Origin of the sequence: Planobispora rosea (assembly GCF_014648175.1) — a bacterium.
Classification (GTDB): domain Bacteria; phylum Actinomycetota; class Actinomycetes; order Streptosporangiales; family Streptosporangiaceae; genus Planobispora; species Planobispora rosea.
The window spans coordinates 116,878-128,673 of sequence record NZ_BMQP01000017.1 but is presented as its reverse complement, the minus strand read 5'-3'; the positions used below and the strand labels follow the sequence as shown (position 1 = coordinate 128,673).

12 protein-coding genes are annotated in these 11,796 nt (G+C 72.0%); 8 read left to right on the top strand and 4 right to left on the bottom strand.

Translation table 11 applies throughout. The annotated features are described in order from the left end of the window. Positions 1-123: 123 nt before the first annotated feature. Positions 124-822, top strand: a complete 699-nt coding sequence (locus IEZ08_RS18815) for a class I SAM-dependent methyltransferase (RefSeq protein ID WP_068928071.1) — start codon at positions 124-126, stop codon at positions 820-822. On the opposite strand, the gene IEZ08_RS18810 is transcribed toward IEZ08_RS18815, so the two are convergent. After that, positions 816-1,382, bottom strand: a complete 567-nt coding sequence (locus IEZ08_RS18810) for a phosphatase PAP2 family protein (protein WP_189242583.1) — start codon at positions 1,380-1,382, stop codon at positions 816-818. The two genes, IEZ08_RS18815 and IEZ08_RS18810, sit on opposite strands and share 7 nt — an antisense overlap. A gap of 152 nt (positions 1,383-1,534) precedes the next feature. On the opposite strand from IEZ08_RS18810, the gene IEZ08_RS18805 reads away from it, so the two are divergent. The 5 genes from IEZ08_RS18805 (at position 1,535) to disA (ending at position 6,624) form a co-directional block, all read left to right on the top strand. Then, the gene (locus tag IEZ08_RS18805; protein ID WP_189242582.1) at positions 1,535-1,915 is read left to right on the top strand and encodes a MerR family transcriptional regulator; all 381 of its coding nucleotides are present in this window, start codon (positions 1,535-1,537) and stop codon (positions 1,913-1,915) included. Then, entirely contained in the window at positions 1,912-2,226 is a 315-nt protein-coding gene (gene trxA / locus IEZ08_RS18800; RefSeq protein ID WP_084780813.1) for a thioredoxin, read from the top strand. Before IEZ08_RS18805 ends, trxA begins: the two co-directional genes overlap by 4 nt. A gap of 109 nt (positions 2,227-2,335) precedes the next feature. Beyond that, entirely contained in the window at positions 2,336-3,877 is a 1,542-nt protein-coding gene (locus tag IEZ08_RS18795) for an alpha/beta hydrolase family protein (protein ID WP_068928074.1), read from the top strand. 74 nt (positions 3,878-3,951) lie between these two features. Continuing rightward, positions 3,952-5,349 carry a DNA repair protein RadA gene (gene radA, locus IEZ08_RS18790; protein ID WP_068928075.1) on the top strand — a complete coding sequence of 466 codons (1,398 nt, stop codon included), beginning with the start codon at positions 3,952-3,954 and terminating at the stop codon, positions 5,347-5,349. A gap of 189 nt (positions 5,350-5,538) precedes the next feature. Next, positions 5,539-6,624: a DNA integrity scanning diadenylate cyclase DisA gene (gene disA, locus IEZ08_RS18785; RefSeq protein ID WP_068928076.1), complete on the top strand. Its 1,086-nt coding sequence runs from the start codon at positions 5,539-5,541 to the stop codon at positions 6,622-6,624. 128 nt (positions 6,625-6,752) lie between these two features. On the opposite strand, the gene IEZ08_RS18780 is transcribed toward disA, so the two are convergent. Beyond that, positions 6,753-7,184, bottom strand: a complete 432-nt coding sequence (locus tag IEZ08_RS18780) for a MerR family transcriptional regulator (RefSeq protein ID WP_307815256.1) — start codon at positions 7,182-7,184, stop codon at positions 6,753-6,755. Positions 7,185-7,205: 21 nt separating this feature from the next. Between IEZ08_RS18780 and IEZ08_RS18775 the strand changes: the two genes are divergently transcribed. Then, positions 7,206-8,798 (top strand): MFS transporter, encoded by a 1,593-nt coding sequence (locus tag IEZ08_RS18775; protein WP_203863162.1) that lies wholly within the window; start codon positions 7,206-7,208, stop codon positions 8,796-8,798. A 151-nt stretch (positions 8,799-8,949) separates the two neighbouring features. Here the strand turns inward: IEZ08_RS18775 and IEZ08_RS18770 are convergent, their stop codons facing one another. Continuing rightward, a complete protein-coding gene (locus IEZ08_RS18770; protein WP_068928079.1) occupies positions 8,950-9,645 on the bottom strand; it encodes a hypothetical protein in 696 nt (231 codons plus the stop codon). Between the two features lie 112 nt (positions 9,646-9,757). On the opposite strand from IEZ08_RS18770, the gene IEZ08_RS18765 reads away from it, so the two are divergent. Next, positions 9,758-10,633 carry an HhH-GPD family protein gene (locus tag IEZ08_RS18765; RefSeq protein WP_229803259.1) on the top strand — a complete coding sequence of 292 codons (876 nt, stop codon included), beginning with the start codon at positions 9,758-9,760 and terminating at the stop codon, positions 10,631-10,633. Positions 10,634-10,666: 33 nt separating this feature from the next. On the opposite strand, the gene IEZ08_RS18760 is transcribed toward IEZ08_RS18765, so the two are convergent. Beyond that, positions 10,667-11,758, bottom strand: a complete 1,092-nt coding sequence (locus IEZ08_RS18760; protein WP_189242581.1) for an alkene reductase — start codon at positions 11,756-11,758, stop codon at positions 10,667-10,669. Positions 11,759-11,796: the final 38 nt, after the last annotated feature.

Below are 11,796 nucleotides of genomic sequence, written 5' to 3'. Positions count from 1 at the left end.
ACTTGCCCGGACGCTACCCGGATCCGGGTCCGGTTCACACTCTGGACCGGATATCCGGGCGGCGCACGATATCCGGACAGCGCACGCGGAACGCGCATCCGGGCTCATGGCTACGGTTGAAGGATGCCGCGGTTCGTGAAGGGCGCCATCCCCAGCCCCAACATCTGGAACACCCCCCACATCTACGAGCTGGAGAACCGGGCGGTCGACCCCGAGGGCCGGATCGAGGCGGCGATCGCCGCCATCCGCCCGTGGACCGGCTCCACCGTCCTCGACATCGGCTGCGGGACCGGCTACCACCTGCCCGCGACGTCCGCCACCGCGGCGCGGGTGATCGGCGTCGAGCCGCACGGCGATCTCGTCGAACTCGCCAGGCGCCGCTGCCGCGCCCTGCCCAACGTGGAGATCCACGCCGCCACCGCGCAGGCCCTTCCCCTCCCGGACGCCTCGGTGGACGTCGCCGTCGCCCGCTGGGCCTATTTCTTCGGTCCCGGCTGCGAGCCCGGCCTGGCCGAACTCTCCCGGGTCGTACGGCACGGCGGCGCGGCCTTCGTGATCGACATCGACGCCACCCGGGGCGCCTTCGGCCGCTGGTTCAGCCAGTCCATCCCGGCCTACTCCACCAGGTCCGTGGAGAACTTCTGGGCCGCCCAGGGCTGGACCACCCAGCGCCTCGACCTGCGCATGTCCTTCGAGCGCCGGGCCGACCTCGAAGCGGTCCTGCGCATCGAGTTCACCCCGGCGATCGCGGAACGGGCCATCGCCGAGACCCCCGGCCTGGAGATCGCCTACCCCAACCTCCTGCGCTGGCGGCTCTACTGACCGCTCCGGTCGCCCGCGGGGGCCATCAGCAGGGAGCCCCACCGGCGTACCACCGGGGTGCCCGCCCCCACCAGCAGCAGCACCAGCAACGGCGCCAGGATCACGCCCAGCAGGAATCCGGCCGCCACGTCGTGCGGGTAGTGCACCCCGACGAACACGCGCGAGAAGGCCATCAGCGCGGCCAGCGGCAGCACGAAGGGGGCCAGCGCGCGCCAGGCGAGGGCGAGGGTGCCGGCCGCGGCCGCCGCGATCACCGCATGGTTGCTCGGGAAGGACCAGTCCCCCGCCTCGGGACAGGCCGCGATGGTCACCAGTCCCCGGCAGGGCCGGTCCTCCCGGACAACGATCTTGATGACCTCGCTGAGCAGGTAGACCAGGGTCACGGCCACCGGGCCGAGGAGGACCAGCGCCATGTCACGCGGCTGCCGGGCGCGCGCCCTCCACCCGGCCAGGACGTACAGCGCGGCGAAGACGAACAGCCCGGCGTCCGTCCCCGTCTCCGCGAAGGCGTGCAGCCACCCGGGAGTGCCCTGGGCGAACTCGACGATGTCGTGATACACGTCCGGCTCCCTGAACGGCGATGAACGGAACATGAACAGACGATCCTAGATCTTTCCTCCGCGTTACGGTTCCCTCCGGCGCGGAACATCGCAGCCGGGCTTGACCTTGACGCTGACGTCAACGATTACGGTGACCGCGTGAGGAGGGCCGGATGCGGATCGGGGAGCTCGCACGGCGGGCGGGGATCAGTACCAGGGCGCTGCGCTACTACGAGCAGCAGGGACTGATCACCGCGCGGCGTGCGGCCAACGGCTACCGCGAGTACAGCGAGGAGGACCTCAAGCTCGTCACCGAGATCCGCTCGCTGCTCACCGTGGGGTTCACGCTGGAAGACGCCAGGCCGTTCGTGGCCTGCCTGCGGGCCGGGCACGCGTCGGGCAGCTCGTGCCCGGAGTCGGTCGCGGTCTACCGGCGGAAGCTGGCCGAGATCGACGACGAGATCCGCACCCTCCTGGCCCGCCGGGCCGAGGTGGCCGCGCAGCTCACCACGGCCTGCCCTGGATGCCTACCGAGAGAGCAGGACAAGACATGATCACGTTGACCGCCGAGAACTTCGACGAGCAGGTGCTGGGCAGCGACAAGCCCGTCCTGGTGGACTTCTGGGCCGAGTGGTGCGGGCCGTGCAAGATGATCGCGCCGGTCCTGGCGGAGATCGAGGCCGAGTACGGCGACCGCGTCACGATCGCCAAGCTCAACGCCGACGACTACCCCGAGATCTCCAGCCGGTACGGGGTCCTCGGGCTGCCGACGCTCAACCTCTACAAGAACGGCGAGGTCGTGCAGCAGATCAGGGGGGCCAAGCCCAAGCGCCTCCTCCTGGCCGACCTCGAAGGTCACATCTGAAGCAGGTCTCACGAAAACCCTCCGAACGGCAAGCAACCACTTTCTCCGAACCGGACAAACTGTCATCATTGCCACCGAACATCGTTCTAATCGGTAGAGATGAGGCAGGATGCGCATGCGTGCAGGGGCGGCCCTCGCGGCCGCGCTCGGCCTGGCCGTCGGCATGGCTCCGGCGGCCACCGCCGGGTCCGCCACCGCCGGGCCGGCCGCCGCGGCGGAGGCCCGCACGGTCAAAGTGACGTCCTTCGACGGCACCGAGATCGTCACCAACTTCTTCCCGGCCAGGAACCTCGGCGCCGGCGAGCAGGCGCCGACGGTGCTCGTCGGTCCCGGCTGGTCGGCCCCCGGCGACCGCACCGGCGAGACCCGCAGCAGCGACGCGGGCGGAGTCGTCGGCACCGGAACGCTGCGCGACAACGGCTACAACGTCGTCACCTGGGACCCCCGGGGCTTCGGCGGGTCGGGCGGCGAGGCCAACGTCAACCACGCGGACCTCGAAGGCCGCGACGTCTCCGCGCTGATCGGCTGGATCGCCGAGCAGCCGGAGGCCCGGCTGGACCGGGCCGGCGACCCCCGAGTCGGCATGGCCGGCGGGAGCTACGGCGGTGGCGCCCAGTTCATCACCGCCGCCGCCGACCGCCGCGTCGACGCCATCATCCCCTCCATCGCCTGGAGTTCCCTGACCGGCAGCCTCTACCCCGACGACGCCTACAAGGCGGGCTGGGCCGGCATCCTGTGCGCCGGAGGCATGGCCGGGACCAACCGCGTCGCGGCACCCGTGCGCAGCTCCTGCGTCTCGGGGGCGACCACCGGGACCATGTCCGCCGAGGACGAAGCGTGGTACGCCGAGCGCGGCCCCGGCGACCTCGTCCGGCGGATCGAGGCGCCCACCCTGATCCTCCAGGGCACCGTCGACACCCTGTTCCCGCTCGACGAGGCGGTCGCCAACTACGAGCGGCTGCGCCGGGCGGGCACCCCGGTGAAGATGGCCTGGTTCTGCGGCGGCCACGGCGCCTGCGCAAGCGACCCCGGTCCCGCCGGGCACATCGAGAAGATCAGCCTCGCCTGGTTCTCCCGCCACCTGAAGGGCGAGCGGCGGACCGACACCGGTCCCGCCTTCGAGTACGTGGACAACACCGGCGTGTGGCGCGGCGCCTCCCGTTACCCGCTGTTCCCCTCGGGCCTGCTGCACGGATCCGGCAAGGGCGAGCTCCAGGTACGCCCGGGCGACACCTCCGGCCTGCCGACCGCCGCCAGGCCCGCCGCCAAGGCCGTGAACGTCCAGATCAAGGCCCCGCGCACCGAGGGCCAGCTGGTCGGGGCGCCCCGGGTCATCCTCGCCTACCGGGGTGAGGCCGAGGCGGGAAGCCCCACCACCACGTTCGTGTACGCCCAGCTCGTGGATGAGCGCACCGGCGTCGTCGTCGGCAACCAGGCGACCCCGATCCCGGTCCGGCTGGACGGGCGGGCCCACCTCGTCTCCCGCGAGTTGGAGACGATCGCCTGGCGGGCCGCGCGGGACAGCCGTCTGACCCTGCAGATCACGTCCGGAACCGCGCTCTACACCCCGCAGCGCGCCACCGCCGACCTGGACCTGCGCGTCACGGTCACCCTCCCGCTGACCCGCCCGGCCGCACCCGTCACTCCCTGATCCGTCGGGCTTCCACCCGGTACGGCATGCCGTACCGGGTGAAAGTTGTCGGTGCGGGCCGGTAGCGTGCGGCCATGGCGAAGAAGGTTGGCTATCGCTGTAGTGAGTGCGGTTGGCAGACCGCCAAATGGGTGGGGCGCTGCGGTGAGTGCCAGTCCTGGGGCACGGTCGACGAGGAGACCGCCCGCAGCGGCGTGAGCGTGGCCACCGGCGGGGCGGTCACCGCCCCGGCCGTCCCGATCGGGCAGGTCAAGGCGGAGGTCGCGCACGCGCGCACCACCGGCGTCCCCGAGCTCGACCGGGTGCTCGGCGGCGGCCTGGTGCCCGGAGCCGTGGTGCTGCTGGCCGGCGAGCCCGGCATCGGCAAGTCCACGCTCCTGCTGGAGGCGGCCTCCAAGATCGCACGGCAGCAGACCGTCCTCTACGTGACGGGCGAGGAGTCGGCGGCCCAGGTCCGGCTCCGGGCCGACCGGATCGGCGCGATCCACGACTCCCTCTACCTCGCGGCGGAGACCGACCTGAGCGCGCTGGTGACCCACGTGGAGAAGGTCCAGCCGGGCCTGCTCGTCGTCGACTCGGTCCAGACGATCGGCTCCACCCAGGCGACCGGTGTCCCCGGCGGGGTCACCCAGGTCCGGGAGGTCGCCGGCAACCTGGTCAGGATGGCCAAGGAACGCGGCATGTCCACGGTCCTGGTCGGCCACGTCACCAAGGAGGGCTCGATCGCCGGCCCCCGGACGCTGGAGCACCTCGTCGACGTGGTGCTGCACTTCGAGGGCGACCGCCACTCCCGGCTCCGCATGGTCCGCGCGATCAAGAACCGGTACGGCCCCGTCGACGAGGTCGGCTGCTTCGACCTGCACGAGAACGGCATCGAGGGCATCGCCGACGCCAGCGGCCTGTTCGTCTCCCACCGCGCCGAGCCGGTCCCCGGCACCTGCGTCACGGTCACCATGGAGGGCACCCGCCCGTTGCCCGCCGAGGTCCAGGCCCTGGTCGCCCGGACCGAGGCCCAGCAGCCCCGCCGCTCCTCCTCCGGGCTCGACCCCTACCGGGTCACGATGGTGCTGGCCGTGCTGGAACGGCGGCTCAACGCCCGCCTCGGCGGCTGCGACGTGTTCACCGCGACCGTGGGCGGCATCAAGCTCAGCGACCCCGCGATCGACCTGTCGGTGATGCTCGCCGTGGCCAGCGCCGCCGGGGACAAGGCCCTCCCGCCCGGCCTGGTGGTGCTGGGCGAGGTGGGTCTGGCCGGAGAGCTCCGCCCGGTCCGCGACGTCCGCCGCCGCCTCTCGGAGGCGGCACGCCTGGGCTTCACCCGCGCCCTCGTCCCGACCGGCTCCCTGGAGACCGGCAAGGGGAAACGGGGCGAGGCCTCCCTGGTCCGCGTCAACGGCCGTGCGAGCTTCGCCCCCGGTTTCGACGTCATCGAGGCGGAGAACGTCTGGGACGCCCTGTCCCACATCACCTGAGGGGACAGTCCCGGCCGCCCCGAGAGGCCACCCGGCTCCCTCCCGGTGGCCGTCGGCGGGCCCACCGCGCAAAGATGATCGTCCAGCGGTTCCGGCCCCGGAGAGGGGCACGCCGGTAAGCTGAGTCTCCGGACCCGACCGAGGGTCCCTGTCCACGAGCGGGCTCGCAGCGCAGACCACGGGGGTCAGGTGGCAGCAACCTACAAGGGGCTCGACGAGCGCCGAAGAGCCGTCCTGGCCGCGGTCGCCCCGGGCACCGCGCTCCGCGACGGCCTGGAGCGCATCCTCCGCGGGCACACCGGCGGCCTGATCGTGCTGGGCTACGACAGCACGGTCGAGAAGATCTGCAGCGGCGGGTTCGAGCTGGACGTCGAGTTCTCCGCGACGCGCCTGCGCGAGCTGGCCAAGATGGACGGCGCCATCGTGCTGGACTGCGACGACAACAAGATCGTACGGGCGGCCGTCCATCTGATGCCCGACCCCTCCGTCCCCACCGACGAGTCCGGCACCCGGCACCGCACCGCCCAGCGGGTCTCGGTGCAGACGTCCTTCCCCGTCATCTCCCTCAGCAAGTCCATGCGGATCATCGCCCTCTACCTGGACGGCGTCCGCTACGTCCTGGAGGAGTCGGCGGCGATCCTGTCCAAGGCCAACCAGGCCCTGGCCACCCTCGAACGCTACAAGCTCCGCCTGGACGAGGTCTCCGGCACGTTGTCGGCACTGGAGATCGAGGACCTGGTGACGGTCCGCGACGTCGCGGTGGTCATCCAGCGACTGGAGATGGTCCGCCGGATCTCCGATGAGATCGCGGGCTACGTGGTCGAGCTCGGCACCGACGGCCGTCTGCTCTCCCTGCAGCTCGACGAACTGGTCGCCGGTACGGAGACCGACCGCGAACTCATCGTGCGCGACTACCTCCCCACGACGGGCCGCCGCGTGCGCACGGTCGCCGAGTCCCTGAACGAGCTCGACAGACTCTCCTCCGGCGGCCTCCTCGACCTGGCCCAGGTGGCGCAGATCCTGGGCCACACCGGCGCCGAGGCCCTGGACAGCCCGGTGAGCCCGCAGGGCTACCGCCTGCTGGCCAAGGTCCCCCGCCTGCCCACCACCATCGTCGACCGCCTGGTCGAGCAGTTCACCAGCCTCCAGAAGCTCCTGGCCGCCAGCACCACCGACCTCCAGGAAGTCGGCGGAGTCGGCGAGACGCGCGCCCGCCACATCCGCGAGGGCCTGTCCCGCCTGGCCGAGTCGTCGATCCTGGAACGCTACGTCTGATGCGCCTACGGCGCGTTGGCGCCTGCGGCGCGCACTCGCCGTAGCTGCGCCCGGCCCTGAATCGAGCATGCGATGGGCGGGTAGCGAGATCCGCGACGGGCCGTCCTGCGCCTGCCGTACAGGGCCCGTCAGGACGCCGGGGCGAGCATGGCGCGGGCGGCCCGCTCGGCCTCGGGGGGTGCGGTGGCGATGACCGCCTCCAGGGTGGTGCGGGCGGTCTCCAGTTCGTGGATGGCGGCCTGGATGCGGGCGTGTTCCCGGTGGAGATCGAGCAGGAGTTCGGGGCAGTCGGCGATGAGGTCGTCACCGTCCTTGCCCATACAGGGAAGCAGATCGGCGATGGTGGCCGTGGACAGTCCGGCAGCGAGCAGATTGCGGATGTGACGGACCGCTGCGACGTCCGGTTCGGCGTACTCCCTGTAGCCGTTGGGTTTGCGCTCGGGACGGAGGAGGCCCTGCTCCTCGTAGTAGCGCAGGAGGCGCCGGTTGACCCCGCTGCGGCGTTCGAGCTCCCCGATGCGCATGGTTCCTCCGATGTACGGCTTGACTATCACATCCATGTGACACTTTAGCTTTGCCGCATGACATCGACATCTGGACGAGAAACCCCAGCCCGGCGACCGGACGTCGCCGGGGCGCGCCAGTGGACCGGGCTCGCGATACTGGCCCTGCCCACATCGCTGCTGGCCATGGACGTCACCGTGCTTTATCTCGCCGTACCGCGATTGGCCGCCGATCTGCGGCCCAGCGGCGAGCAGATGTTGTGGATCACCGACGTCTACGGGTTCATGATCGCCGGATTCCTCGTGCCGATGGGGACGCTGGGAGATCGGATCGGGCGACGCAGGTTGCTGATGTGGGGAGCGGGAGCGTTCGGCGTGGCATCGGTGGCCGCTGCGTACGCCCCCAGCGCCGAGGCACTGATCGCCGCCCGGGCGCTGCTCGGGATCGCCGGAGCGACGCTGATGCCCTCCGCGCTGGCGCTGATCAGCAATATGTTCCGGGACGCACGCCAGCGGGGAACCGCCATCGGCATCTGGGCGGCGAGCATGTCCGGCGGAGTCGCGCTCGGGCCGCTGGTCGGCGGGGCGCTGCTGGAATCGTTCGGATGGGGGGCGGTGTTCCTGATCGCCGTGCCGGTGATGGCGCTGTTGCTGGCGGGTGGGCCGCTGCTGCTCCCGGAGTACCGGGACGCCGCCGCAGGGCGGCCTGACCCGGCCAGCGTCGCGCTTTCCCTGATCGCCATGCTGACGATCGTGTACGGCGTCAAGCTCCTGTCCCACGGAGGTGACCCGATCCTGAGCGGCGGGATCGTCGTGGCCGGTCTGGCCGCCGGAGCGGCGTTCTGGCGACGGCAGCGCAGGCTCGCCGATCCGGTGCTCGACGTGACGCTCTTCCGGAATCGCACCCTCACCGGCGCCCTGCTCGTCCTGCTCCTGGGCCTCGCCGTCATCGCCGGAACCTACCTGTTCGTCACTCGGTTCCTCCAGGGAGTCGAGGGCCTGTCCCCACTTGCGGCGGGTCTGTGGCTGATTCCCTCGTCGGCCGCCATGATCCTCACCTCCCTGGCCGCCCCCGTCCTGGTGCGGCGACTACCCGAGCGGGTCGTGGTCGCCGGGTCCCTGACGGTGTCGGCGGCCGGTTTCCTGCTGCTGGCCCTGCTCGACCAGGCGGCCGGGCTCCCCCTCCTGATCACCGGTGTCGTCGTCATCTACGTCGGCCAGGGTCCGATCATGGCGCTGAGCACCGACCTCGTCGTCGGCTCTGTCCCTCCCGAGAAGGCCGGATCCGCTGCGGCCATGTCCGAGACGAGTACCGAACTCGGCCTGGCCCTGGGCGTGGCCGTCCTGGGCAGTGCCGGCTCCGCCGTCTACCGTCAGGCCGTGTCCGCCACGCTTCCCTCCGGCCTCCCGCCGGAGGCGGCCTCCGCCGCCCGCGACTCGATCGAGGCCGCGGTCACCTCCGTCGCGCACCTTCCGCCCGCACAGGCGCAAGCCGTGCTGGCCCCCGCCCGGGAGGCGTTCACCACAGGTCTCAACCTCGTCACCGGTATCGGTGCCGCCGCCGCCCTGGCCCTGGCCGTACTCGCCTTGGTGACCCTCCGCAGACAGCCACCGGTTACGGAATCCGCACCCGCCGAGGCCGCGGAGGTTCCAGGCACTGTCGGCACCTGACGGGCCGCCCGTGTGGATCTCCGGCAGGAACTGCGGCAGGCGCCCCAACTCGGTCACGTCCCGGGACCCGCTCCAGCTCACCCCGTCCCGGGACCCGGGTCGCGCGCCCTCGTGCGGGAGCCCGGGTTGCGCGCCGTACCGGCGCGGGTCGTCAGCGGAGGTGGAAGACGACCTTACGGCTCTTCATGCCGGTGGCGCGGACGGCGGCCACGTAGGTGCCGGGACGGGCCCTGAGGCGTTCGGCGCGGCAGTCGGCGGCGGAGCGGTGGCGGTCCCACTTGAGCACCTGGACGTGCGGGATTCCCCGTTCGAGCTTGCGGAGGTTCTCGGTCTCACCGCTCACGCAGTCCGAGGACGACCAGACGCGGTCGTTGCCGGAGGTGATGCGGATCTCCAGGGAGCGGGGGCCCACGTCGGCCACGCACATCACCTTGCCGGTGTTGACCAGCGTGAGGATGAACCCGGGCAGGGCGCCCGCGCCGTACACCTCTCCGTCCGCCTGCAGGCCCAGCACGAGATCGGCGTTGTCGCAGAGCTCTCCCGGACGTTTGGACGGGCGGGACGGCTTGGCCGGTCTGGGAGTCGGAGCCGGGGAGGGCGGTGCCGAGGCGGCGTTCTGCGGGGGCGTCGGAGTGACCGTGACCGTGGGCAGGGCGGCCAGCAGCGGGTCGGGGCCGGGAGACGTGGTCTGCGCGACCTGGGCCGCCTGGACGTCCTGCGGCCCTTCCGACGACGAGCAGGCCCATGCCACGACGGCGACCACGACCAGGACGGCGATGAGGGCCGCCAGGCGGCGTCGCCAGTAGACATCCACCCCGATGTCGCTGCGGAACGTGTCCGGATCCATGCGCACAGTATGGGGATTCATGTTCGGCCGCAAGAGGCGACCCGCCGCGCCCTATACCGTCTATACCGTTTCCGAGGGCAAAGCTGCGGGTGTGCCGCACTATCGTCAAGAGGTGTCCAAGTCCCGCCCGCTGCTCCGTCCCATCCTCGACTGGTATGCCGCCAACGCCCGTGATCTCCCGTGGCGGGTCCCGGACGCCACCCCCTGGTCGATCCTGGTGAGCGAGATCATGCTGCAGCAGACGCCGGTGGTCCGGGTGCTTCCCGTCTGGACCGAGTGGATGGAGCGCTGGCCGACGCCCGCCGCGCTGGCCGCCGAACCGCCCGGGGAGGCCGTACGGCACTGGGGCCGTCTCGGTTACCCGCGCCGGGCGCTCAACCTGCACGCCTGCGCCCGGGCCATCGTGGAGCGCCACGGCGGCGAGGTGCCCGCCGACCACGCCGCCCTGCTGGCCCTGCCGGGGGTGGGTGAGTACACGGCGGCGGCGGTGGCGAGCTTCGCCTTCCGGGGCCGCCACGCCGTGCTCGACACCAACGTGCGCCGGGTCCTCGCCCGTGCCGTCTCCGGCCAGGAGTATCCGCCGAAGGCGACCACGGCCGCCGAGCGCGCGCTGGCCGAGTCGCTCCTGCCCGGCCCGGAGGACGCGCCCGTGTGGGCCGTCGCCGTGATGGAGCTGGGCGCCCTGGTCTGCACGGCCCGCGCCGCCCGCTGCGCCGACTGCCCGATCAGCGGCCAGTGCGCGTGGCGGCTGGCGGGCAAGCCCGCCTACGACGGGCCCGCGCGCAAGGGGCAGACCTACGCCGGGACCGACCGTCAGTGCCGGGGCCGCCTCCTGGCCGTCCTCCGCCAGGCTCACGGCCCCGTCCCGAAGGCCGCCCTCGACGTCGTCTGGGACGACGCCCCGCAGCGCGAGCGCGCCCTCGACGGCCTCGTCGCCGACGGGCTGGCCGAGGTCCTGGACGACGGCACCTACCGGCTCCCGTCCTGACCGTGTGGAGCGCGCCTTCCTCGGCGGGGCGGCTCAGCGGTCGTCGCGGGATTCCTCCAGCGTGGGGTAGTCGGTGTAGCCGCGCCGGTCGCCGCCGTAGAAGGTGGCGGGGTCGGCGTCGTTGAACGGCCCGCCCGCCCGGATCCGGCCGGGCAGGTCCGGGTTGGCCAGCCAGAGCCGGGCGTGGGAGACCGCGTCGGCCAGTCCTTCGCGCAGCGCGGCCGTTCCCGCCTCGACGGACGTGTGCGGGGCGGCGTCCGGCGCGGTGACCGGGTTGAGGAGGAGCACGCCGGGCCACGCCGCCCGGACCAGCTCGGTGATCTCCCGCGGGCCCGTCTCCATCACGTGCGCGTAGGCCAGGCCGTACGGCGCCAGGGCTCGCACCAGCGCGGGGTAGACCTCCTCCGGGTCGCTCTCGGTGACGCCGTTGTTGGTGTTCGCCGGTGAGATCCGGATGCCCACCCGGTCGGGTCCGATCGCGTGCGCGACCGCGGCGGTGACCTCGACGGCGAAGCGGATCCGGTTCTCGGCCGGGCCGCCGTAGGCGTCGGTGCGCCGGTTGCTGCCGTCGGCGAGGAACTGCTGGATCAGGTAGCCGTTGGCGCCGTGCAGCTCCACCCCGTCGAACCCGGCCTCGATCGCGTTGCGTGCCGCGGTCACGTGGTCCTCGATGGTCCGGGCGATGTCCTCGAGCGTCATCTCGCGGGGGACCGGGTGGTCGACCAGTCCTTGGCCGGTGAACAGCTTCTCCCCCGAGGCGATCGGCGAGGGGCCGAGCGGGAGTGCGCCGTCCGGGTAGAGGAACGGGTGCCCGACCCGGCCGGTGTGCATGATCTGCAGGAAGATCCGTCCGCCCTTCGCGTGGACGGCGCCCGTCACCACGCGCCACGCCTCGACCTGCTCGGGTGAGTGGATGCCCGGTGTGTGGACGTAGCCCTGGCCGATCACGCTCGGCTGGGTGCCCTCGGTGATGATCAGGCCGGCGTCCGCGCGCTGCGCGTAGTACTCGGCGGTCAGCTCGGTCACCAGCCCGCCGTAGGCCCTGCTGCGGGTCATCGGGGCCATCACGAGGCGGTTGGGCAGGTCCAGCTTGCCGACGGTCAGCGGCTCGAACAGCTCGTTCATTTCGTCCCTCCGTATGGTGTTCCGGCAGGTCACGAAGG